The sequence below is a fragment of the Synechococcus sp. A15-62 genome, assembly GCF_014280075.1.
In the GTDB taxonomy this organism is placed as follows: Bacteria; Cyanobacteriota; Cyanobacteriia; order PCC-6307; family Cyanobiaceae; genus Parasynechococcus.
In genome coordinates this window covers 1,150,278-1,173,188 of the sequence record NZ_CP047950.1, presented here as the reverse complement: position 1 = coordinate 1,173,188, position 22,911 = coordinate 1,150,278, and the positions used below count along the sequence as shown (strand labels likewise).

The window sequence follows — 22,911 nt, the reverse complement described above, 5'->3', positions numbered from 1 at the left end:
GGTGGATGCTGCCTCCGGTGCACCGCTGCTGACGCAGCCCGAGCGTCTTGAACGCCGCCTGAAGGAGATCCCCGCTGAGCCGGGTTGCTATCTGATGCGGGACGGCGACGACCGGATCCTCTACGTCGGCAAGTCGAAGGCGTTGCGCAGCCGCGTGCGCAGTTATTTTCGCAGCCGCCACGATCTGTCGCCACGGATCCGGCTGATGACACGCCAGGTCTGTGAGATTGAGTTCATCGTCACCGACAGCGAGGCGGAGGCCCTCGTCCTCGAGTCGAACCTGATCAAGAACCATCAGCCGCATTTCAACGTGCTGCTGAAGGACGACAAGAAATATCCCTACCTCTGCATCACCTGGAGTGAGGCCTACCCAAGGATTTTCATCACCCGTCGCCGTCGCTTCCGCAGCCCTCTCGACCGCTTTTACGGGCCCTATGTCGATGTCGGCCTGCTGCGTCGCACCCTGTTCTTGGTGAAGCGGGTGTTCCCGCTGAGGCAACGGCCCCGACCGATGTACCCCGACCGCACGTGCCTCAACTACAGCATCGGGCGCTGTCCGGGGGTTTGCCAGAAAAAAATCAGCTCGGAGGACTATCACCGCACCCTTCGCAAGGTGGCGATGGTGTTCCAGGGCCGCAGCGATGAACTGCAGCAGCTGCTTCAAGTGCAGATGGAGCGGTATGCCGAGCGGATGGACTATGAATCGGCGGCCCGGGTTCGGGATCAACTTCAGGGCCTGGATCAGCTCACCGCCGACCAGAAGATGAGCTTGCCGGACTCCTCCGTGAGTCGGGATGTGCTGGCCCTTGCCTTCGACGAACGCCTGGCAGCCGTGCAGCTGTTTCAGATGCGCGCTGGCAAGTTGGTGGGTCGTCTCGGCTACACCGCCGATGCCTCAGGCCTGGAACCGGGCCTGATCCTGCAACGGGTGATCGAAGAGCACTACAGCCAGGTGGATTCCGTCGAGGTGCCCCCCGAGCTGTTGGTGCAGCACGCTCTGCCCCAGCAGAAACTGATGGAGGACTGGCTCACGGAACAGCGGGAGCGTCGGGTTCAGATCCACTGCCCTCAGCGCCAGCAGAAAGCCGATCTGATCGAACTGGTGCAGCGCAACGCGGAGTTTGAGTTGCTTCGTGCCAAGCAAGGTCAGGAGAAGCAGTCGTTGGCCACGGAGGATCTGGCGCAACTGCTGGAGTTGCCCACCCCGCCGCGGCGGATCGAGGGGTACGACATCAGTCACATCCAGGGCAGTGATGCCGTGGCGTCCCAAGTGGTGTTCATCGACGGACTGCCCGCCAAGCAGCACTACCGCAAGTACAAGATCCGCAGCAGCAGCATCCGCGCTGGCCACAGCGACGACTTCATGGCGATGGCGGAAATCATGCGCCGTCGTTTTCGGCGCTGGGCCCGGGCGAAGGCGGAAGGGGTGGATGTGGGTGCCCTGCGTCACAAAGGCGGCAGCGCTCTGCAGACCGACGGCCTCAACGACTGGCCCGATGTGGTGATGATTGACGGCGGTAAGGGCCAGCTCTCTGCAGTGATGGAGGCCCTGCGCGAGCTTGATCTGCACGAGGATCTCAACGTCTGCTCCCTCGCCAAGCAGCGCGAAGAGGTGTTTCTCCCCGGTGAAAGCCAGCCGCTGGAGAGTGAGCCGGATCAGCTCGGGGTTGTGCTTCTTCGCCGACTCCGCGATGAAGCCCACCGTTTTGCTGTCAGCTTCCACCGCCAGCAGCGTGGTGAGCGGATGAAGCGTTCACGCCTCTCGGACATCCCCGGGGTTGGGCCCAAGCGGGTCAAGGATCTCCTAGCTCATTTCCATTCGATTGATGCCATCCAGCTGGCATCGATTGAGACCCTGTCCAAGGCCCCTGGTGTGGGTCCGGCGCTGGCCCGCGACATCCACGATTTCTTCCATCCTTCCGACGAAGGAACCGACGCTGATGCCAGGGCTGCTTTAGAAGAGCAGCCTCAGGAACTCTCCGCATGATCCGTCATCTCTGCATGGCTCTGGCAGGAGTGCTTCTTCTCGCCGCTCCGGTCTGGGCGTCCCCCGGACTGTGCACGGGGCCCGTCTGTGCCGATGGCATCACGCGCAGTGCCAAGAATCACTGGCAGCTGGTGTTGCGGCTCAACGATCAGCAGGGCCATCGCGAAAAAGTGGTGATGAATTGCCGAGCTGGCCAGCTGAGCCCCATGGGCGGACCCGTGGATCGCGCCTATGCCACCGCCCTGGGCCGACGTGCCTGCCGTCTTGCCGGGGAGGACAGCTGACGTTGGATCTCAGTCTCGTTTTTCCCCATCAGCTGTTTGAGCACCATCCCGCGCTTCGGCCGGGTCGGGCTGTGGCCCTGATCGAAGATCCGCTGCTGTTCGGCACTGATCCCCGCTGGCCGATCCAGGTGCATCGGCAGCGCCTGCTTCTGCATCGGGCCTCGATGAATGCCTATGCCGAGATGCTTCAGGCCAAGGGCTTCACCGTGTTGCGGGTGCTCCAGGGGCAGGCGGCCAGCACCGCTGCGATTCTCGGTGATCTGCTCGATCAGGGCTACCGGGCCTTTCATCTGGCGGATCCGGTGGACGATGTTCTGACCCGACGGATCTCCGCCTTCGCATCGCGCCACGGCTGCGGTCTGGAGATCGTCGCCACCCCGATGCTGCTCACCCCAGAGGCCGTCATCGGGGACCATTTCGCCTCCGGCAAGAAGCCCCTGATGGGTCGCTTCTACGAGATGCAGCGCAAGCGACTGGATCTGCTGATCGATCCTGATGGTGGCCCTGTTGGTGGCCGCTGGAGTTTCGATGCCGACAACCGCAAGAAGCTCCCCAAGGGAATCCTTGTTCCAGAGCCCCCGGCCGAACGCTCAAGCGGTTCGGTGGCCCTCGTCGAGGCTGCTCGGCAGCAGCTCATCGGGGAGGGGGTGGCCGGCATCGGCAGCTGGGACGGGTTCCATTACCCCGTTACCCATGGCGATGCAGCCCGTTGGTTGGATCAATTCCTCGAACAACGCCTGCGCCAGTTCGGGGCTTACGAAGATGCGATCAGCACCCAGCACCAGGTGATGTGGCACAGCGTGCTCACGCCGATGCTCAACATTGGTCTGCTTACGCCGCAGCAGGTGCTGGATCGAATGCTGGAGCGGGCTGAGGCCGGCGACATCCCCCTCAATTCTTTGGAGGGATTTCTGCGTCAGATCGTCGGCTGGCGGGAGTTCATGGCGGCGATGTACCGGCGCCATGGGGTGGAGATGCGCAACGGCAATTTCTGGGGCTTCGACGACCGACCGATCCCTTCCGCCTTCTACACCGCATCCACGGGTCTGGCCCCGATCGATGACGCCATCCGTCATGCCCTGGAGACCGGGTATTGCCATCACATCGAACGCCTGATGCTCCTGGGCAATGTGATGCTCCTCTGCGGATTCCATCCAACCCGGATCTACACCTGGTTCATGGAGCTGTTTGTGGATGCCTACGACTGGGTGATGGTGCCCAACGTCTTTGGCATGAGTCAGTTCGCTGACGGTGGCATCTTCACCACCAAGCCCTACCTCTCTGGCTCGAACTACGTGCGCAAGATGTCGGATTACCGCAAAGGCGACTGGTGTGACACCTGGGATGGCCTGTTCTGGACCTTCATCCATCGCCATCAGGACTTTTTCCGGCGCCAATACCGGCTGGCGATGATGGCCCGCAACCTGGATCGCATGGCTCCCGACGTTCTGTTGGCCCATCAGCGCCGGGCCGGCGATTTTCTTGACGCGCTTACCTGAACCCTGCGTAAGGTCGCTCCAGATCAGTCGTGTTGATGACGTTTTCGCCCGAGGCCTACCTCTGGTTCAAGACCCTGCACATCGTTGGGGTTGTGGTGTGGTTTGCGGGCCTTTTTTATTTGGTTCGCCTGTTCATCTATCACGTTGAAACCGAGGAGCTGGCGCCGGAACTGCAGCAGCCGTTTCGCGATCAATACACCTTGATGGAGAAACGCCTCGCCAACATCATCACCACGCCGGGGATGGCTGTGGCGGTGTCGATGGCCATCGGGTTGCTGCTTGCCCAGCCCTCCTGGCTTCAACAGGGCTGGATGCACGCCAAGCTCGGTTTTGTGGCTGCCCTGCTGGCTTACCACCTGTTCTGTTACCGGTTGATGGGTCAACTCCATGCCGGCACCTGTGCCTGGTCGGGCAAGCAGCTGCGTGCCCTGAATGAGCTGCCCACGTTGCTGCTGGTGATCGTGGTGATGCTGGTGGTGTTCAAAACGCAGTTCCCCACCAGCGCCGCGACCTGGTTCATCGTCGCCCTGGTGGTGTTCATGGCAGCGTCAATTCAGTTCTATGCCCGCTGGCGCCGCCTGCGGGCCGAAGCCTCTGCCAAAGCCTGAGATGAGGGTTGAGATGACCCACCCGCTCAAAACCGTCCTCGAACAGGTGGGGCCATCGAGCTGTCCCACCACGCACAACTTTCACTGCCACACCGTCTGCAGTGACGGCAGCCTTGAACCGCTGGACCTAATTCGGCAGGCCACCGAGCGGGGGCTCAAGCACCTGGCGGTGACGGATCACCACAGCAGCCATGCTCACCGGGAGATCCAGGCCTGGCTGGATCAGCAGCGCGCCAGCGGTGTTGATGTCCCCACCGTCTGGAGTGGCATGGAAATCAGTGCACTGCTGAAGGGGTGTCTTGTTCATGTGCTCGCCCTTGGCTTCGAGCTCAACCACCCTGCGCTCCAGCCCTACAACCGTGGGGATTCCGTCGTCGGTGAACCGTTAAGGGCTGAGGCGGTGGTTAAAGCCATCCATCTCGCCGGTGGACTGGCGGTGTTGGCCCATCCTGCCCGGTACCGCCTTGGCCATGACGTGCTGATCGATGAGGCAGCCCGGCTCGGGTTCGATGGTGGTGAGGCCTGGTACGACTACGAGATGCAACCAACCTGGTCCGCCAGTCCGTTGATCTGTGAGGCCATCGATCATCAGCTGAGCAACCTTGGCCTTTTGCGTACGTGTGGCACCGATACCCATGGATTTGACCTTTGCGGCCGCTAAGTTCATTCCATCTCAGTTCCGGTCGACATGGGCTTCTTGGATCGTCTGCTGAAAAAGGATTCCGCAGATTCCGACTCCACGATTCAGCCGCGCAAGCCAGCGAAGGAGAAGCCGGCCGAGTTCTTCCTTGATGCTGATGCTTCTTCTTCCCTGGGGGATGTGAACTACATGCGCGAGTCGAAGACGATTCGCCGCACCTTCCCCGGCACGGCTGCAAGCCCCGGCACGAAGGAACAGATCATGGAGGTGGCTGCAGAAACCGAGAAGCTGGAGAAACGCAGCGAAGGCCTCGGTGGTGTGGTCAAGAAGGAAGAATCAATCAGCCTCAACGCGGGCATTCCTACACCGGTGAAGAAAACCTTCGCTACGCAGGTGAGCACCGAGGAGATGAGCAAGCGCCTCAAGGGCACCGCCATCACGGGTGTGAACACCCCTGCCCCCGCAGATGCTGCTCCCGTCGGCCGCAAAGAAGAGTTGAAGCCGAAGGAGGAACTTGTGGCCAAGGAGGGTTCCGCTGCGCCGTCCTCCAAACCTGGATCGATCGATCCGTTTCGTCAGATGGTTCGCGACCTCAACAAATAGGGCTCCCTCGTTCAATCTGGGCTTCGCTGCTGTTCACCAGTTGTTGCAGGTGAAGCAGTTGGTCTTTCGTCGCTGACGTCCAAAGGCCTCGATTCGAGGCCTCCAGCAGTCGTTCGGCCATGTCCCTGAGCACCCAGGGATTGCTCCCCTCCAGGAAATCGAGGATTTTCGTCTGGCTCAGCCACTGGTCGCACAGCGCGCCGTAACACCAATCGGGAACGCGATCGGTGGAGGCGTCGTAAGCAAACAGGTAGTCAAGGCTGGCCCCCATTTCGAAGGCACCTTTGTAGCCGTGCTGCATCATTCCCTCGATCCAGCGGGGGTTGAGCATCCTGCTGCGCATCACCTTGTCGAGTTCCTTTTCAAGCCGGTGCAGGCGAGGCCGTTCGGGGCGGGAATGGTCTCCGAACCAAAGCTGCGGCCGTGCTCCTGACACCTCTTCCACCGCTGCACTAAGGCCCCCCTGGAACTGGTAGTAGTCGTCGGAATCGAGCAGGTCGTGCTCGCGGTTGTCCTGGTTGTGGAGCACCACCTGCACCCTGCCCAGGGCCTGCTCGAGGCCGGAACGATCAAGGCTGGGGGCGGCGGCACCGTCGTACGACCATTGGCTCCAACTCAGGAAGGCCTGGCCAAGGTCTGCTCGGGAGTCCCAGGCGCCACTGTCGATCAGGGCTTGTAGTCCGGCTCCGTAGGCACCGGGGGCGGATCCATAAATTCGGCCCTGGGGCCCGCTTTGACGGGTGAGCTCAGCCAGGGGATTCAGTTCATCCGGTTCATCAAGGGCCGCCACCATCGACTGGGCCTGATGCACCCAGCCCACCAACTGGGGAAAGGCATCGCGAAACAGCCCGGAGATGCGCAGCACCACATCCACCCGCGGTCGCCCCAGCAGACGGGCTGGAATCACTTCCAGGTCCACCAACCTTCGGGTGGGCCCATCCCAGACCGGTCGAACACCGATCAGGGCCAGCAGCTGGGCGATGTCTTCTCCGCCATTGCGCATCGTGGCTGTTCCCCAGACCGACAACGCCAGATGGCGCAGCGGTTCCCCCTGCTCCAGCAGATGCAGATCCAGCAACTGCTCTGCCGAGCGTCGCCCCAGGTCCCAGGCGGCTTCCGTGGGCAAGCCCCGCAGATCGACGGAATAGAAATTTCGGCCCGTGGGCAGCACATCGGGCCGACCGCGACTCGGTGCCCCTGAGGGCCCCGCAGCGATGCGCTGCCCCTGAATGCCCCGCAGGAAGGCCTCTTTTTCGGCGGCAGCACAACCGTTCAAGCGGGGCCAGAGATCGCCCTGCAGGTTCTGTAGGCAGGGATCCTCCCGGCTCCAGGTCCGGAACGGTTCCGCCAGTCCTTCGGCCTGTTCCCCATGGATGATCCGTCGGATCAACAGCTGGGCCTGCTGCTCCAGCCAGGCGCAACCATCCCCCACCCGTCGGCAGTTCGCGCCACTCAGCAACCTCAGGCGGGTCTGATCCGCCTCCGAGAGCTTGTCGCCTTCGTCCTGCTGCCAGGGGTCAAAGTCCATTTCTGCCTCCAGGGCCATGGCCTGCAGCAAGCCTGGTTGCCCCTGCCTGGGGGGGCGGGCCAGGGCGATCAGCAGCTCATCGGCGGCTTCTGCCGATGGCGCTACACCGAACCGATGCAGGCCCGTGCGGATCTGCGATTCCTTCAGCTCGCAGAGATAGGTCTCCGCCTGGTCCAGACAGGTCTCCAGCAGCTCCGGTTGGCGGCGAATGGCTTCTCGGCTGGGGATTCCGGGCCAGTTGAGGGACAGCAGGCTGGAATGCACCGCCTGTTCCAGCACCCGGGCCCGCTTCCCCCCCAGCTGCCGCACCTCCACCAGTTCATCGAGCAGGCCCTCCAAGCGTTGCAGCGGTCCGTGCAGCCCAGCCCGCCCCAATGGCGGTGTGAGGTGGTCCAGCACCACGGCGTGACCGCGACGCTTGGCCTGAGATCCTTCGCCAGGGTCGTTGACGATGAAGGGGTAAAGGTGGGGGATCGGGCCCAGGGCCAGCTCGGGGCCGCAGGCATCGCTCAACCCCACTGACTTGCCCGGCAGCCATTCCGCACTGCCGTGCTTGCCGACATGCAGCATCACCTGGGTCTGATGCACGCTGCGCAGCCAGAGGTACTGGGCCAGATACCTGTGCGGTGGCGGTAGATCCGGTGAGTGGAGATCGGCGATCTGATCGGCGTCGTAGCCGCGATCCGGCTGGATCAGCACCACCACATGCCCGAAGCGCAGGCCGTGAATGGCAAAGCCCCTGTTTGGATCCAGATCGCAGGCCGCTTCTGGAGGTCCCCAACGGGATTCGATCAAGCGTCGAGCCGATTCCGGAACGCTGGTCCACCACTTCTGATAGGTGGTGAGGGGCAGATGATCCAGCGCTGGGCGGTGCTGTCCTTCCGGTGCATTGGTGCGACCGGACAACAGCTGTTGCATCAGGCCATCGCCTGAATCCGGCAAGGCTCCCGAACCGAGGTCATGGCCGGCGTCAGCCAGCCAGCGGAGCATCCGCGCCGTGCTGTCTGGCGTATCAAGGCCCACGCCATTGGCCACACGACCGTCGCGAACGGGATAGTTGGCCAGCACCATCGCGATGCGCCTCTTGACACAGGGGGTCTGTCGCAGCTCCACCCAGCGACGGCTGTGCTCTGCCAGCCACGCGAGTCCAGATGAATCCGGCTGCAGGCAGGGAATGGCCGTGGCCAGGGGGCCAATGGTCTGCCGGTGGTCACGAAAACCGCAGGGCCGCGTAGTGATCCGAGCATCCAGCTCCGGCATCACCACCTGCAATGACAGATCCATCGGATTCAGCCCCTGGCTGCTCTCCAGCCACTGGGCTCGGCTGCGGCTGCTGCTGAGCAGCTGCAACACCGGTCGATCGAGCCGATCCCAGAGAGGGCTGCCAAGGCCGGCCTGTTCTGTCTGCACCGAGGCAAAGGACGTGCCCGCAATCACCAGCTCAGCGTTTTGCTGCTGCAACAGGTCGTGAACGCCGGCTTGCACTGCCGGGTCTCTCAAGCTGCTGACCCAGAGCAGACAGGGCCGCAGCCCCTCTTGCCGCAGGGCGGCCGTGAGGGCATCCGCCAGGCCAAGGTCTCCGGCCTGAAACTGGGCCCGATAGAGCACCACGCCCACCGCAGACCCCGCTTCAGCGCGCCAATCCCAGGCCATCGGATCGGGGCAAGGCACCACCGCAACGCTGTCGGGTGATACGGGGGTTCCCTCCAGCAGAGCCTCGAGAGCTCCGAGGAACCGCCCCATGTTGTCGATGCCCCCTTCCCGCAGCAGTGCCGACAGCTGATCGGCCAGTTCAGCACTGCAGGAGCCCAGCCCATGCAGTTCGTTGCTCTGATCAGCCGTTCCGGCGAGGACGAGCAGTTGCCGCTGTGTGTCGTCTGCACACCAGCGCTGCAGTTGCTCGAGGCCGTAGCTCCAGTGCCCACGGCTGCCGAGCAGGCGCACCACGATCAAGTGCGCCGCCTGGGCGGTGGTGTTGAGGTAATGGTCCAGCTGCGCTGGGTGCTCCAGGCAGCTCAGGGGCAACGCCCGGATCCGCTCGTTCCAGGCCGGGTTGCTCGGCAGGCTGGCGTCCAGACAGCTGATGTCTGTGCCTGCGCTGGTGAGGAACAGCACATCCGCGCCCGGCTGCTCCACGAGCACCACATCTTCCGGTGGGTCCAGACCCGGACAGGTGGCAAGGCGGTGCATGGCCCCATTCTCCGTGTTGCGGTGCCCGGTGGTGAGAAGATTCAGCGATCGGATCCATCACGGTGATGCATCAGTTCCTGCCCTATGCCTGGTTCCAGGGCCAGTGCGTTCCCTTCGAGGAGGCCAGGATCTCCATTGCCACCCATGCCTTGCACTACGGCACCGGTGCCTTTGGGGGCATGCGCGCCATTCCCGATCCCCAGAACAGCAACACCATGCTGCTGTTCCGTGCTGATCGGCACGCCCGGCGTCTCAGCCAGAGCGCCCGGTTGCTGCTCACGGATCTGAGTGAGGAGACGATCCTCTCAGCTCTCACCGCGATGCTGCAGGCCAACAAGCCTGACCAGCCGATCTATCTGCGGCCCTTTGTGTACACCAGCGATCTGGGCATTGCTCCGCGCCTGCACAACATCGAGACCGATTTTCTGATCTACGGACTCCCCTTGGGGGATTACCTGTCTCCGGAGGGGGTCAGCTGCCGGATCAGCAGCTGGACCCGCCAGGAGGATCGCTCTCTGCCGCTGCGCGGCAAGATCTCCGGCGCCTACATCACCAGTTCCCTGGCCAAGACGGAAGCCGTGCAGAGTGGTTTCGACGAAGCCTTGCTGTTGAACAGTCGCGGCAAGATCAGTGAAGCCAGCGGCATGAACCTGTTCCTGGTGCGTGATGGCCAGCTCATCACGCCTGGAGTGGATCAGGACATCCTCGAGGGCATCACCCGCGCCAGCGTGATTGAGCTGGCCAAAGCGATGGACATTCCTGTGATTGAACGTCCGGTGGACAAAACCGAGTTGTTCATCGCCGATGAAGTGTTCCTCTCCGGCACGGCCGCCAAAGTTACGCCGATCCGTCAGATCGAATCCACGGTGCTGAACGCCAAGCGTCCTGTAATGGATGCGCTGAAAGCCAAGCTGGTGGCGATCACCGAAGGACGGGACCCCGCCTATGAGCACTGGGTGACCCGCATTTCCATTGCCTGATCGAAACGGCTGAAGTTTGCTCTGAGCTTTTCTTAAGATCAGTTCCTCTCAGGGGGTGTACGGATGATGGTGACGCAGGCAGATCGGCAAGTCACCACCTCTGCATTTCTCGACCACCTGCATGGACCGCAGCGTCCTGTGCTGGTATTCGATGGCGCCACAGGCACCAGCCTTCAGGGGCTGGAGCTCACCGCTGATGATTTCGGTGGTCCTGACCTGGAGGGCTGCAACGAGAACCTGGCGGTCACCAAACCGGATGCTGTCAAGGCCGTGCATCGCCAGTTCCTCGAGGTGGGCTGCGATGTCATCGAGACCGACACCTTCGGCGCTGCATCGATCGTGCTGGCGGAATACGGCCTGGAAGACAAGGCCTTCGAGCTCAACAAGCGGGCTGCGGAGCTGGCCCGGGAAATGGCTGATGAATTCAGCACCCCTGAAAAGCCCCGCTTCGTGGCGGGCTCCATGGGACCCACCACCAAGTTGCCCACCCTCGGCCACATCGATTTCGACACGATGCGGGATTCGTTCCGCGAGCAGGCTGAGGGACTGATCGCCGGCAACGTCGACCTGTTCATCGTCGAAACCTGTCAGGACGTGCTGCAGATCAAGGCAGCGCTACAGGGCATCGAAGAGGCCTTTGCCGCCACCGGTGAGCGGCGGGCTCTGATGGTGTCGGTCACGATGGAAACCACCGGCACCATGCTCGTCGGCACGGACATCGCTGCCGTGGTGTCGATCCTTGAACCGTTTCCGATCGACATCCTCGGCCTGAACTGCGCCACCGGTCCGGAGCAGATGAAGGAGCACATTCGCTATCTCTCCGAGCATTCCCCTTTCACCGTCAGCTGCATTCCCAATGCCGGTCTGCCGGAAAACGTTGGCGGCGTTGCCCATTACCGACTCACGCCGGTGGAGCTGAAGATGCAGCTGATGCACTTCGTTGAAGACCTCGGCGTGCAGGTGATCGGTGGCTGCTGCGGTACCACCCCCGCCCACATCGGCAGCCTGGCGGAACTGGCGCAGGAGCTCAAACCGGCTGAACGCCCCTCCCGCTGGGATCGCGCCAGCGCAGAGGATGTGCGACCCAGCCTCAATTACGAGCCTGCCGCCTCATCGATCTATGGCGTCACGCCTTACCACCAGGACAACTCCTTCCTGATCATTGGTGAGCGGCTCAATGCCAGTGGTAGCCGCAAGGTGCGCGAACTGCTGGCGGAAGAAGACTGGGATGGTCTGGTGTCGGTGGCACGGGGCCAGGTGAAGGAGAATGCCCACGTGCTCGACGTCAACGTCGACTACGTCGGTCGCGATGGCGAACGGGACATGCACGAGCTGGTGAGCCGTCTGGTCACCAACGTCAACCTGCCCCTGATGCTCGATTCCACCGAGTGGCAGAAGATGGAAGCGGGCCTCAAGGTGGCCGGGGGCAAGTGCATCCTCAACTCCACCAACTACGAAGACGGTGACGAGCGCTTCTTCAAGGTTTTGGAGTTGGCTCGCCGCTACGGCGCCGCTGTGGTGGTCGGCACGATCGACGAAGAAGGGATGGCCAGAACGGCCGAGAAGAAGTTCGCCATCGCCCAGCGGGCCTATCGCGATGCTCTGGAGTTCGGCATCCCCGACCACGAGATCTTCTACGACCCCCTGGCTCTTCCCATTTCCACTGGTATTGAGGAAGACCGGCTGAATGGTCGCGCCACTGTGGATGCCATCCGGATGATCCGGGAGAACCTTCCCGGTGTGCACGTGGTGCTCGGGGTCAGCAATGTGAGTTTCGGCCTCTCACCGGCAGCACGGATCACGCTGAATTCGGTCTTCCTCCACGACTGCTGTGAAGCCGGCATGGATTCGGCCATCGTCAGCCCCGCCAAGATTCTTCCGTTGATCAAGATCAGCGATGACCACCAGACGGTGTGTCGTGATCTGATCAATGACAACCGCCGTTTCGAGGACGGCATCTGCGTCTACGACCCGCTCACCGAACTCACCAAGTTGTTCGAGGGAGTCAGCACCAAGGAAGCCCGTGCCTCGGGCCCCTCGCTGGCGGATCTGCCGATTGAGGAACGGCTTAAGCAGCACATCATTGATGGCGAGCGCATCGGGCTTGAGCCCTCCTTGGACGAGGCGCTGCAGACCTATCCCCCTCTGCAGATCATCAACACCTTCCTGCTGGATGGCATGAAGGTGGTGGGTGAATTGTTCGGCAGCGGCCAAATGCAGCTCCCCTTCGTGCTGCAAAGCGCCGAGACCATGAAATCCGCCGTGGCTCACCTCGAGCCGCACATGGAAAAAAGCGAGGGCGAGAGCACTAGCAAGGGCAAGTTCCTGATCGCCACGGTGAAGGGCGATGTCCATGACATCGGCAAGAACCTGGTGGACATCATCCTCACCAACAACGGCTACGAAGTGATCAACCTCGGCATCAAGCAGAGCTGTGAAGCCATCGTTGAGGCCCAGCGCGAACATCAGGCCGATTGCATCGCCATGAGCGGTCTGCTGGTGAAATCCACGGCCTTCATGAAGGACAACCTTCAAGCCTTCAACGATGCGGGGATTGATGTTCCTGTGATCCTCGGCGGTGCGGCCCTGACGCCACGCTTCGTGCAGAAGGACTGCCGCGAGGTGTACGACGGCAAGGTGATCTACGGCCGTGATGCCTTCGCTGATCTGCGCTTCATGGATGCCTTGATGGATGCGAAGCGCAGCGACAACTGGACCAACCCCAAGGGCTTTCTTGCTGATGCTCCCCAAGGGGTTGGCCTGGATGAAGAGTCGACAACCTCCGACAAGGCTGAGGAGACCTCCGCCTCCGCAACGGATGCTCCGGCAGCGGATCTGCCGCCGGTGAGTTCAGATCGATCCGACGCCGTTCCCGCTGAAGCCGCACCGCTGGCTCCCTTCCTCGGCTCTGCGGTGATCACTGAGGCCGACATCGATATCGCTGAGGTCTTCCACTACCTCGACCGCAATGCCCTTTTTGCAGGCCAGTGGATGCTCCGAAAAACCAAGGAGCAGAGCAGAGACGACTATGAGGCGATGCTGGCGGAGAAGGCAGAGCCGGTGCTGAAGGAGTGGATGCAGCGCTGCATGGGTGAGTCGCTGTTGACCCCCCGGGCGGTTTACGGCTACTTCCCTGTGGGACGCGATGGCAACAGCCTTCGGGTGTTCGATGCCGACGGCACGCGGGAACTCGGGCGTTTTGAGCTTCCCCGTCAACGGTCTGGCAACCGCTATTGCATTGCCGATTTCTTCAACGATCTGGACGCTGAGGGACGTCCGACGGATGTGCTGCCGATGCAGGCGGTGACCATGGGCCAGAAGGCCTCTGTGGTGGCTCAGGAGCTGTTCAAGGGCGATCGCTACAGCGACTACCTGTACTTCCATGGTCTTGCGGTGCAGATGGCCGAAGCGATGGCCGAATGGGTGCATGCACGGATTCGTTCGGAGCTCGGCTTCGCTGATCCCGACGGCATGGCCCTGCGGGATGTGCTGGCGCAGCGATACCGCGGCAGCCGGTACTCCTTCGGCTACCCCGCTTGCCCCAATGTGGCTGATTCCAGGCAGCAGCTGGATTGGCTCGGAGCTGAGCGCATCGGCTTGAGCATGGACGCGAGTGACCAGCTCGAGCCTGAGCAGAGCACCACAGCATTGGTGGCTCTCCACTCCCAGGCTCGTTACTTCAGCGCCTGAGCCCTGAGTGGCGTCCCATAGCCTGAGACGCCTTGTTTCTGCTCACCATGGCCATTGCCGGACCGGACGGTGTTGATGCCGCCATCAAAGCGGGTGTGGATCTCGATGGGAGTCCAATCCCTGAAGCGATGCTCGCCCTCTACAACCAGGTGATGGATCTGGAAAGTCAGCGCGCTCGAAGTGGTGTTCTGAAATCGATGCGCAATCGGGTGGTCAAGACCGGAGCCAAGCATTTCGACCAGGACACCCTCAATCAGAGGCTCCTGGAGGCCGGATGGGACGGTCTGAAGGACAAGGAGATCGCTTTCTTCTACGGGTGATCTCCTTGTGACGGAGAGGCGCTGCCGGACTCAGTCCTGGCAGAGCTTCTCCATCGTTTCGATCACCTCTTGCTGGAATGATTCCAGGGCACTGGACTCGCTCAAATCAAGACCTTCGCCAGCGGCGTTCTGGGCCAGGTCCTGGAAATGAAAGGCTCCCTCTCCATTGGCAAGGAACTCGATCGCCGAGCTCTCGCCGCTCTCGCGAAACGCATCGCAGAGCGCCAGAAACGCAGCGTCTTCAGTGAACTCCCAATCCATCGAGTGGACATGACTGAATGACCTTTAACCCGCTCCCCCAGGGGTTCGTCAACCGTCTGAAGTCAAAATGTGCCAGTCCTTGGGCAGACTCCCCCTCGATTAAGCGCTCAGATGTCCAGCAGTAGCCCCGAATTTCCGCCGGCCAAGAACGTTCTTGGTGACCCACTTCAGAGTTGCAGTTGTGAGCCGATGACGGGTTGGTATCGCAATGGTCTCTGTCAAACAGATCCATCGGATCACGGCCAGCACAGCATCTGCTGCGTGATGACCGAGCAATTTCTCAGTTACAGCAAAGCCCAGGGCAATGACCTGATCACGCCGATGCCTGCTTTTCAGTTCCCAGGCTTGAAACCAGGGGACCACTGGTGCGTCTGTGCACCGCGCTGGAAGCAGGCCTACGAGGATGGCGTGGCACCTCTTGTCCGCCTGGAGGCCACGGAAGACACCGCCCTCACGGTCGTCAGCCTTGACCAGCTCAAGCAGCACGCTCACCAATCGATCGACTGACCGTCCCAGGCGAGAAAGGCCCCTGATTGTTCCGGGGTCTGCTGCAGCAACACCTCAACCAGCTGACGCGCGGCCCGTTCTGGAGAGAAAAGTTTGTCCGCTGCCACGAAGCTCTGAAACGGACGAGACAGGTCTGTGTCTGTAGTACCGGGATGCAACAGGCTCACGGTGGCCAACGGCCAGCGGCGGGCCCATTCAATGCTCAGGCAGCGCAGCAGCTGGTTCTGAGCCGCCTTGGCTGCCCTGTAGCCGTACCAGCCCCCGGTTCGGTTGTCGCCGATGCTTCCCACGCGAGCGCTGAGGCTGGCGAAATGAAAGGGTTGATCGCGCTTCAGCAGAGGTTCGATCGCCTTGGCCAGCAGGATCGGAGCCATGGAATTGATGCCGAATTGCTGCTCCAACTGGGATCGATCGACCTGTTGAAGACGTTTTTCCGGTTGCAGCCCAGGACCGTGCAGTCGACCGCTGCAGTTGAACACCAATCGCAGGGGGAGCCCCTCGGCCTCCAGGCTTGCGCGCAGCCCATCCAGATCACTGTCGTTCTCGATGTCCAGTTGCAGTGAGGATGCCGGCGGTCCATGACGTCCAGCGGTCAGCACCTTCAGATCAGGGCAGGTGCGCTTCAGTTCTGCTGCTACTGCCAATCCGATCCCGCCGGGGCCAACCACCAGGGCCAAGCCAACCCAAGTGGTTGAGGCTGCTTCGACCATGTGATCTTGCTGCGGAGAAGAGACCGTCTAGCGGAAATCAGGCATCATCGGCTGGAGGCTCTGTTGAGCGGTTCTGGTGCCCTTTCGCCGTCATTTCTGGCCCCCGGCCGTGTTCGGAAGCCTGCTCATGGCTGCGTTGATCGGCTGGTTGGCTCGGCCACTCCCCCAGCGGTCTGATCAGCCGAGCTCAAGCTTGCTTGCGCTGCTCGATCACGACGCACCTGTTGGTTCTCGTTTTGTTCCAAGGGTGCCGCCGGGTTCTGATCATGTGCCCCTGGCGATCCGCGTCGGTTTGGTCAGCCAGAGCCCCATCACCGCCTTCCGGCCAGGACCCAACGTGCTCTGCCGCAACCAGCACAGCTCTGTAATTCCTGCTCAACAGCTGCTGAACAGGCTTGCTGCGTCCACTCAGCCTGAGATTCATTGCTCCGGTGGACCTGTTCAGATCAACCAGCAGCACTATCGAGGCGATGTATCCCTGCTTAAAGGCCAAGGTGATTGGCTCCCGGTGGTCTCACTTGACCTGGAGACTTATGTGGCTTCAGTGGTTGGCGCTGAAATGCCCAGCACATGGCATCGGGAAGCACTGAAAGCGCAGGCCGTTGCAGCCCGCTCCTACGCGATGGCGCATCTCGCCCGACCGGCAACGACGGTGTACCACCTGGGTGACACAACCCGTTGGCAGGTGTTTGCAGGGGAGAAAAGCACCACCACGGCCAGTCGTTCAGCCACACGGGAGACCCGCGGGATCATCCTCAGTTACAGCGGTGGCATTGTGGAAAGCCTTTATGCGTCGAACGCGCAAGTGAGTGCTGAAGCCCATGGCCATCTCGGCGCCAGCATGAGTCAAACCGGTGCTCAGAGCCTTGCCCGTCAGGGACTTCCCTTCAATGCCATTCTCGGCAAATACTACGCAGGAGCCTCGCTGGCGCGGTTGACATGGCATGACCAGTGAACTGCTTCAAAAAGCGATCGAGGTAACGGTTGCAGCGACCTCATCCGGGGCGCTGGTGCCGCTTGACACCTCGTTGACCCACCTCATGGGGGATGGAGGAAGTCGCTTTGAGTTACGCCATCTGCTCAGCGCCACACCCAAACACCTTCGAGCATCAGGACCGAAGCCGAATCCGTTTCTCCCCTGGGACCAACGTCTGGAGGTTGATCGGATCGGTGAGTCCCACGTCGTGATCCTGAACAAATATCCCGTTCAGACCACGCACATGTTGCTGATCACCCAGGACTGGCAACCCCAGACCGGTTGGTTATCGATGGAGGATTGGCGCTCCCTCGCCCGGGTCGATGCAATGACGACGGGGCTGTGGTTTTTCAACAGTGGGCCTGATGCCGGCGCCAGTCAGCCCCATCGACATCTGCAGTTGTTACCGCGTTCAGCAGGGGAGCGGATCTGTGCTCGTGAGGATTGGTTCCAGCGCTGTGCGGAGGGCACAACAACGTCTGATCAGGATCCTCTGTTGCACAGTGCACAGGTCGCGCCGATCCGTTCAACACTGACGGCCGAGATGCTTCATCAGTTGTATCTCGCTCTGGCTGCAGACCTCGGGTTGGGGCACCCCACCACCGACGACTGCCCTCGCGCGGCTTACAACCTGCTGCTCTCACGCCAGTGGATGGCCATGGTTCGCCGCGGAAGGGAGGGGATTCGTGGCTTCAGTGTCAACGCCCTCGGCTTCGCAGGATCCTTGTTGAGCACCGAGGTCTCCGATCGGCAATGGATTCAGCATGCGGGGCCAGAAGCTCTGCTTCAAGCCGTTGTTAGCGGGCAGAGCTGAAAAGTTCAGTGATGGCACAGATGCCGTGGCGTGCCTCTCTCTGCCAAGGCTGGAGATGCAGCCAACAAGCATTCATTGGACAAGACCTGCCTCAAGCGTCAGAACCGACAAATTCAGGACAACTTGCATCTGGTTCGACCCATTGCCCGTCACTACGCCCAGCAGACAGGCCTCGAAAGCGACGATCTCCTGCAAGTGGGATGTCTCGGCCTGATCAAGGCATACAACCGCTATGAGGCGCAGCGGGGGGCACCCTTTCCAAGCTTCGCCAAGCCGCACATCCGGGGAGCCATTCTTCATTCCCTCGCGATAGAGCAGGTTTGGTCCGACTCCCAAGGGCCGTCGAGGAGCGGGCCACGAAGATGATGCGCAACCCGGAAGGCACTCCTCTCAGCGCAGCCGATGCCCTGGCGGTGGACCACTACCGCAGCAAGCAGCACTGGGTGGAATTCAATGACGACCTCCTTGATGACCGACCGGAGGGAATCGATCTGATCGAACGCTCAGAGGCTTGGAGCAGAGTGAACAAGCTGTTCCGCAATCTTGAAAAAGACGATCAACGCGCTCTGCAGATGGTCGTACTCGATAGAATGAGTTTGCGGCAAACAGCGCAACAGCTCGACGTTTCGGCAATGACTGTTCAGAGGCGCGTTAAACGCGGCCTGAACACCCTCGCGAACGAGCTGAAAGCTGCTCAGCTGGGCGCCTGAGCGTCGCGATCCATCTGATCTTGAAGCGTTTGGATGGCGGCATTGAGGGCCGACAGCTGCCGTTCAGCACTATCACGCCAGAACCTCAGCATCGACATCTTCCGTTCCTGATGTTGGCGACGCAGGGTCGTGTGATCGGTGCTGGGGCTGCAGCAGAAGGGAGGAAGCATGTCAGCGTCGGCTCTTCTCGCATGCTGACCGATTTTCAAGCGTGGTGTGATTCACCGATCACTTGGCTGTCTCAGAAGGTGGAACTACGGTGAGAATTCAGAGCATCCACATCGTGGTGTCGACGTTGCTTCGAACACCACAACCATAAGCCGCATGAGTCTCAGGCGAATCCCAATTTTGGTCTTGACTTGCGTCTCGTTTGCGGGTCTTGAGTTTGGCCTTCGGCGCAGCGCTGAGGCGTATGTCGCCCTGATGGCAGGTCAAAAAGCTCGACCTCTCAACGGCACCTTCAACAACGTTCCGGTTCTTCACTCCAATCAACCGGAGATCGTCACCGGGCCAGGAATCCTGGTGAACACAGCTTCGGGTTCGGCCATCGCCGCAGAGTCAAACCAGCCGCTTCGTAACGCCGCCCACACCTTCAACGGTGAATTCGGCGTTCATATGCACCACAAGTATTACCCCCAAGACCAAGCCAAGTTGGGGGGGAGTCGATCCAGGGGCTTGATGACCCTGTCTCTGATCGCGACGAATCCCGGATCAAGCCCGATCACGCTCAATTTTGAGCGAGGCTCCGTCAAAAACAGTTTTGAAGCGCCCTATCACCCGAATCGTTTGATGGGGGTCAAACCCCTCGGGAAGCGTCCTTGGAACACAGGACCTGGCGATGCCACCGCTGTTCAACTCCTGCGCGGCGAACTGGACCGGAAATTACCCGAACAGGTCGTGATCCCGGCAGGTGGGCAGAAGGTTGTGGTGCGTACCGTGCTTCCTGCCCGTGGCATTGCCAACGGATTGCTGAGTGGACGCAGCAATGGTCCTTTCACGATGGCTGTTGTTGCGGCCGAGCAATCAGCACAGGATTCCGATCTCTTCGCGGTGCTGCAGTCCGGGCGACTGGCTCCGGGGAGGATTTATCTCAACCGGATTCGCGAGATCCAGCTGGGTCGTGTTTTCTCCCGGGTGGCCGGCGTCGCCCTGGGCGATGCCTACAAGGCTCAGATCAGCCATGACCTCAACCAGGGTCCACTGCATGTTCCTCTGACCAGCACAAAGCGGCATCACTTCGGCACCAGCGATGTTCAGGTCAATCCGTTGACCACACGGATGATTGACTCCGCTCTGAACAACGTCGGCACCTATGGGGTTCGCTACGACGTGACCCTCAATGTTTCCGGTGCAGGCCCCCATCAACTGGTGCTCAGTCACCCTGTGGTCTCTGGCAAGAAGACGTTCACAGCTTTTCGTGGATCCCTGCAGATTGTTCAGGATCGAGCCCTTCAGGAGGTTCACGTGGGCATGCGCTCAGGGGAAAGCCTGGCCCTGGCTGATCTCAACCTGGTGCCAGGCACCCGTAAGGCGGTGAAGGTGAGTCTGGTTTATCCAGCTGATGCCACACCAGGCCATCTCCTCAGCGTCGTTCCCGTGCAGCAGCTGGCCATGCTTCATCGACGCAAGCAACAACAGCGAGATGCCCAGTTGAAACTTGCAGACTCCAAATCCCGCAAGGTGGGGCCGAAGAGCGCTCCTCCTCCTCCAGAAGCCAAGCCTGTTGTTGTGGACCCTGCACCAGTGATGCCAGCAACGTTGAAGCCGGCCCCAGGGATTCCTGCCGTGATTCCCGTGGCCAGTCCCCGTTATGGCGATGTGATTCGTTCTCAGCAGCAATGGTTGCTCCAGCTTCAGGGTCGATAACCTTCCCGAAGGTGGATTGAACTTTTGAGCGGCGAGGACTCAAAACGTCAACGCATCTCTGTGGAGATGTCAGAGCCCATGGTCGCGTTGATTGACCAGCTCAAGGGTGAATACGGAGCACGTTCCCGTGGACGAGTGCTTGAAATGCTCCTGCAGGATCTGCTCGACCCTGGGGATGCGGCATCGGATCCCGAGATCGCACCCATCAAGGATGATCCTGAACCAGCAGCAACAAGCAGATCTGATGAGGTCACCAGTCTCGTTCTGATCTCAACGGGCAACGATCTACAGGGTGTTGAAGAGATTCCAACCTCAGCATCTGTGGTTCCCACGGGGGGGGCTGCCTCGGGCATTGATCTGCCGGGCTTCGTGAGCAAGCGCACCAGTCAGCTCAAAGCGACCCTTCGCTCTGCGCAGCAGCGCGATTCTGCACAGAACGAGCCGCTTGTCTCAACGGTGGATTCCGTTGATCTCAGAGAGGCCAGTGCTGCTGCTGAAGAACACTGGAGGTCCTTGTACGGCCAACCACCGGGCCCAACCGTGATTGAAGCCGCCATGACCTGGCTGGCCCGTGATGTCTGGTCCAGCACCGATGCCAGTGATGGGCGTCCATTCACCTGGTCGGCTGCGAATGCGGCCGTTGAAACGCTCTGTGCCGGCTGGGAGTCAGGCGATCCATCGCTGGGACGTGTGATGGTGGTGGCCGGAGCTCTTGAGGATCCCTTTGCCACGTCTTCATTGGCGGAGCGCATGCCGACCCTGATCCGTCGCTTTGTGAACCGCTTCCGTCGCAGCCGGCAGGTCACCTCCTTCGAAACTTTGGAGTCAACGATGACGGTGCACGGGGCGCTCAAGCTCTTGGGGTTGTCGACCCAGGCAGGCACCTCGGTCACCCTGAGCTCCATCCGGGATGCTTACAAGCAACGGGCACTTGAAGAACACCCTGATGCGGGTGGTTCCACCGATGCGATGCGGCGACTCAATGAGGCTTATCGGTTGCTGCGCGAGTTGTACCGAAACCGTTGATCACTTATCCCAGTTAAGACGCCTTATTGGACTCTAATTGAGTCTTGCCTGATTTGTCTGAGTCAGTGTTCGTGTTCGGTGCCGTGGCTACGAACAATCAACCAGGCACTGAGGGCCAGCATTGCCACAGACCCACACAGCGCCAACAGGTCGGTGGCGTTGTTCACCTCGAAGCCAATGGTCTTTTTGAACGCAGCGACAATCAGGCCCACGACAATCACATTGGACAGATTGTTTTTCAGGCTTTGAAGGCTGTTCACCGAGAGGATGTTGGTGTGCTGCTCTTCCCCACCCTCAAGGCGTGGATCCAGGTCTGAAATCACAAGCTCATAGATGCCATAGCCAAAGATCAGCAGGGCGATGCCGATCACGAAGTAATCAACCCCTCCAACCATCTGAGCGATTGTCTTGGCGGCAACGCTCTTGGTCGTGAACGACAGCAGCATGATCACGAAAAAGGCATTGATGACTTCGATCGCCCCAATCACGAAGCAGCCAACGCTTCCGAGCAGGCTCAACACCACCGGAACAATGCTGACTAGCCGGAATTTCCAGATCAGCCGCTCAAACCGTCGTTCAATCCATCGCGCGGCCATGGCTCAACTCAATCAACCCATCGGGCATAGTCTGATCATCACAATTGCAGATCTTGGGTGATACGCAGAACAAGACTTAAAACTTGTCTCGACTGAGATAAGCGCTAATTCTCAAGATTCAGATCTTGCGTTGTTTTGTTTGCAGCATCCATGAATTCCTCTGCTGTTCCGATCTCATGCAAAAAATCACTGTTTGCTGCTTTTTGCTGTAGTCCAAGGCCAGTCCAGGGAGCATGTTGAGCCTTCAAAAACCAGTGGATATAAACATTTTTGAGTCGGCGTACCTGCAGTAGACACAGGTACGCAGTCAGATCCACAGTTTTTCTGCCCTTGCTGCTTGAGCCTGGCTGAGTCTCGGATTGATCGCATGGGAATTGCTCCAGGACCCATCCCTGGTCTCGCCTTGGTTCGTTGAGATCCGTAAGATGAATTGCTGATCTTGTATGGGACTTGTTATGAGTCTTGTTACTGATCTTATTTGAGATAGCTGGCAATAAAAAACCGGGCTTGTAGGCCCGGCTCTTTGCTGATGTCGTTCTCTGAATCAGGTCGACGTCTGCATGCCCTGAATCAAGAAGTCGAAGTATGGAGACGCGAGCTTCACCTGCTGTTCAGACAACAACGACAGGGACGCCTCCTTCATGCACTTCATCGCTTCGACCATGCCAGGCATCGGAACACCGAGGCTGTTGTACATCTCACGAGCACCCACCAGGCCGATCTCCTGGATCATTTCGGTGCTGCCGGCCAGCACTCCGTAGGTGATCAGACGCAGATACCAGCTGTAGTCGCGCAGGCACTGGGCCCGCTGGCGCTGACCATAGGCATTGCCGCCAGGTGCGACGTATTCAGGTTTGCGACCAAACAGTTGCTTGGCGGATTCGTCGACGATCTTCTTTTCGTTTTCGGTCAGAACCTTGACCACAGAAACGCGCATGGCGCCTTGGTCAAGGAAATCCACCATGGTGCGGAGTTCTCCGCTGGTGGGATACCGCAGATCGTCATCGGCCTGGAGGATGAGATCCCGGACAACGCTCATGGAACTGGGCAGGCTTCGTGGAGTTTAGTGGTCTCGACCCGTTCACCAGACCCATCTCCGCCCGGGTGTTACGCCAT

Annotated in this window: 23 protein-coding genes; 16 read left to right on the top strand and 7 right to left on the bottom strand. The window is 60.5% G+C overall.

Annotated elements, in window-relative coordinates; all coding sequences use genetic code 11:
- Position 1 precedes the first annotated feature (1 nt).
- The 6 genes from uvrC to SynA1562_RS06550 are packed head-to-tail and all read left to right on the top strand — an operon-like array spanning position 2 to position 5,621.
- Entirely contained in the window at positions 2 to 1,987 is a 1,986-nt protein-coding gene (gene uvrC, locus SynA1562_RS06575) for an excinuclease ABC subunit UvrC (RefSeq protein ID WP_186493221.1), read from the top strand.
- A complete protein-coding gene (locus SynA1562_RS06570) occupies positions 1,984 to 2,271 on the top strand; it encodes a hypothetical protein (protein WP_186493220.1) in 288 nt (95 codons plus the stop codon). The genes uvrC and SynA1562_RS06570 overlap by 4 nt, the downstream gene beginning before the upstream one ends.
- A gap of 2 nt (positions 2,272 to 2,273) precedes the next feature.
- On the top strand, positions 2,274 to 3,770 hold the full coding sequence (locus tag SynA1562_RS06565) for a cryptochrome/photolyase family protein (protein WP_186493219.1): 1,497 nt from the start codon (positions 2,274 to 2,276) through the stop codon (positions 3,768 to 3,770).
- A gap of 35 nt (positions 3,771 to 3,805) precedes the next feature.
- Positions 3,806 to 4,378 carry a protoporphyrinogen oxidase HemJ gene (gene hemJ, locus SynA1562_RS06560; protein ID WP_011364332.1) on the top strand — a complete coding sequence of 191 codons (573 nt, stop codon included), beginning with the start codon at positions 3,806 to 3,808 and terminating at the stop codon, positions 4,376 to 4,378.
- A gap of 13 nt (positions 4,379 to 4,391) precedes the next feature.
- Positions 4,392 to 5,039: a PHP domain-containing protein gene (locus SynA1562_RS06555; protein ID WP_186493218.1), complete on the top strand. Its 648-nt coding sequence runs from the start codon at positions 4,392 to 4,394 to the stop codon at positions 5,037 to 5,039.
- A gap of 27 nt (positions 5,040 to 5,066) precedes the next feature.
- Positions 5,067 to 5,621: a hypothetical protein gene (locus SynA1562_RS06550; RefSeq protein ID WP_186493217.1), complete on the top strand. Its 555-nt coding sequence runs from the start codon at positions 5,067 to 5,069 to the stop codon at positions 5,619 to 5,621.
- Here the strand turns inward: SynA1562_RS06550 and cobN are convergent.
- On the bottom strand, positions 5,611 to 9,339 hold the full coding sequence (gene cobN, locus SynA1562_RS06545; protein ID WP_186493216.1) for a cobaltochelatase subunit CobN: 3,729 nt from the start codon (positions 9,337 to 9,339) through the stop codon (positions 5,611 to 5,613). The two genes, SynA1562_RS06550 and cobN, sit on opposite strands and share 11 nt — an antisense overlap.
- A gap of 65 nt (positions 9,340 to 9,404) precedes the next feature.
- Between cobN and SynA1562_RS06540 the strand changes: the two genes are divergently transcribed.
- The 3 genes from SynA1562_RS06540 (at position 9,405) to SynA1562_RS06530 (ending at position 14,329) form a co-directional block, all read left to right on the top strand.
- Complete coding sequence (locus tag SynA1562_RS06540; RefSeq protein WP_186493215.1) at positions 9,405 to 10,319, top strand: branched-chain amino acid transaminase; 915 nt, start codon at positions 9,405 to 9,407, stop codon at positions 10,317 to 10,319.
- 63 nt (positions 10,320 to 10,382) lie between these two features.
- Positions 10,383 to 14,009 carry a methionine synthase gene (gene metH, locus SynA1562_RS06535; protein WP_186493214.1) on the top strand — a complete coding sequence of 1,209 codons (3,627 nt, stop codon included), beginning with the start codon at positions 10,383 to 10,385 and terminating at the stop codon, positions 14,007 to 14,009.
- 47 nt (positions 14,010 to 14,056) lie between these two features.
- Positions 14,057 to 14,329 carry a DUF4090 family protein gene (locus tag SynA1562_RS06530; RefSeq protein WP_186495339.1) on the top strand — a complete coding sequence of 91 codons (273 nt, stop codon included), beginning with the start codon at positions 14,057 to 14,059 and terminating at the stop codon, positions 14,327 to 14,329.
- 30 nt (positions 14,330 to 14,359) lie between these two features.
- Here the strand turns inward: SynA1562_RS06530 and SynA1562_RS06525 are convergent, their stop codons facing one another.
- The gene (locus SynA1562_RS06525) at positions 14,360 to 14,590 is read right to left on the bottom strand and encodes a hypothetical protein (RefSeq protein WP_186493213.1); all 231 of its coding nucleotides are present in this window, start codon (positions 14,588 to 14,590) and stop codon (positions 14,360 to 14,362) included.
- Positions 14,591 to 14,701: 111 nt separating this feature from the next.
- Between SynA1562_RS06525 and SynA1562_RS06520 the strand changes: the two genes are divergently transcribed.
- Positions 14,702 to 15,097 (top strand): DUF2237 family protein, encoded by a 396-nt coding sequence (locus SynA1562_RS06520; protein WP_186493212.1) that lies wholly within the window; start codon positions 14,702 to 14,704, stop codon positions 15,095 to 15,097.
- On the opposite strand, the gene SynA1562_RS06515 is transcribed toward SynA1562_RS06520, so the two are convergent.
- Entirely contained in the window at positions 15,079 to 15,807 is a 729-nt protein-coding gene (locus SynA1562_RS06515) for an SDR family NAD(P)-dependent oxidoreductase (protein ID WP_186493211.1), read from the bottom strand. The two genes, SynA1562_RS06520 and SynA1562_RS06515, sit on opposite strands and share 19 nt — an antisense overlap.
- A 76-nt stretch (positions 15,808 to 15,883) precedes the next feature.
- On the opposite strand from SynA1562_RS06515, the gene SynA1562_RS06510 reads away from it, so the two are divergent.
- The 4 genes from SynA1562_RS06510 to SynA1562_RS06495 are packed head-to-tail and all read left to right on the top strand — an operon-like array spanning position 15,884 to position 18,307.
- Positions 15,884 to 16,762 carry a SpoIID/LytB domain-containing protein gene (locus SynA1562_RS06510; protein WP_255445572.1) on the top strand — a complete coding sequence of 293 codons (879 nt, stop codon included), beginning with the start codon at positions 15,884 to 15,886 and terminating at the stop codon, positions 16,760 to 16,762.
- Complete coding sequence (locus SynA1562_RS06505) at positions 16,752 to 17,597, top strand: DUF4922 domain-containing protein (RefSeq protein ID WP_186493210.1); 846 nt, start codon at positions 16,752 to 16,754, stop codon at positions 17,595 to 17,597. The genes SynA1562_RS06510 and SynA1562_RS06505 overlap by 11 nt, the downstream gene beginning before the upstream one ends.
- Before the next feature lie 30 nt (positions 17,598 to 17,627).
- Positions 17,628 to 17,963: a sigma-70 family RNA polymerase sigma factor gene (locus SynA1562_RS06500; protein ID WP_186493209.1), complete on the top strand. Its 336-nt coding sequence runs from the start codon at positions 17,628 to 17,630 to the stop codon at positions 17,961 to 17,963.
- Positions 17,963 to 18,307 (top strand): RNA polymerase sigma factor, encoded by a 345-nt coding sequence (locus SynA1562_RS06495; protein WP_186493208.1) that lies wholly within the window; start codon positions 17,963 to 17,965, stop codon positions 18,305 to 18,307. Before SynA1562_RS06500 ends, SynA1562_RS06495 begins: the two co-directional genes overlap by 1 nt.
- On the opposite strand, the gene SynA1562_RS06490 is transcribed toward SynA1562_RS06495, so the two are convergent.
- Positions 18,292 to 18,477 (bottom strand): hypothetical protein, encoded by a 186-nt coding sequence (locus tag SynA1562_RS06490; protein WP_186493207.1) that lies wholly within the window; start codon positions 18,475 to 18,477, stop codon positions 18,292 to 18,294. The two genes, SynA1562_RS06495 and SynA1562_RS06490, sit on opposite strands and share 16 nt — an antisense overlap.
- 154 nt (positions 18,478 to 18,631) lie before the next feature.
- Here SynA1562_RS06490 and SynA1562_RS06485 point away from each other — a divergent pair, with 154 nt between their 5' ends.
- Both SynA1562_RS06485 and SynA1562_RS06480 read left to right on the top strand, forming a co-directional pair.
- Entirely contained in the window at positions 18,632 to 20,173 is a 1,542-nt protein-coding gene (locus tag SynA1562_RS06485; RefSeq protein ID WP_186493206.1) for a DUF3370 family protein, read from the top strand.
- Between the two features lie 78 nt (positions 20,174 to 20,251).
- The gene (locus SynA1562_RS06480; RefSeq protein WP_186493205.1) at positions 20,252 to 21,199 is read left to right on the top strand and encodes a molecular chaperone DnaJ; all 948 of its coding nucleotides are present in this window, start codon (positions 20,252 to 20,254) and stop codon (positions 21,197 to 21,199) included.
- Between the two features lie 62 nt (positions 21,200 to 21,261).
- Here the strand turns inward: SynA1562_RS06480 and SynA1562_RS06475 are convergent, their stop codons facing one another.
- From SynA1562_RS06475 to apcD, 3 genes are all read right to left on the bottom strand, one after another.
- The gene (locus tag SynA1562_RS06475; protein ID WP_255445571.1) at positions 21,262 to 21,795 is read right to left on the bottom strand and encodes a YqhA family protein; all 534 of its coding nucleotides are present in this window, start codon (positions 21,793 to 21,795) and stop codon (positions 21,262 to 21,264) included.
- A gap of 104 nt (positions 21,796 to 21,899) precedes the next feature.
- Positions 21,900 to 22,112 carry a hypothetical protein gene (locus SynA1562_RS06470; RefSeq protein ID WP_186493204.1) on the bottom strand — a complete coding sequence of 71 codons (213 nt, stop codon included), beginning with the start codon at positions 22,110 to 22,112 and terminating at the stop codon, positions 21,900 to 21,902.
- Between the two features lie 227 nt (positions 22,113 to 22,339).
- Positions 22,340 to 22,834, bottom strand: a complete 495-nt coding sequence (gene apcD / locus SynA1562_RS06465) for an allophycocyanin subunit alpha-B (RefSeq protein ID WP_186493203.1) — start codon at positions 22,832 to 22,834, stop codon at positions 22,340 to 22,342.
- Positions 22,835 to 22,911 lie beyond the last annotated feature (77 nt).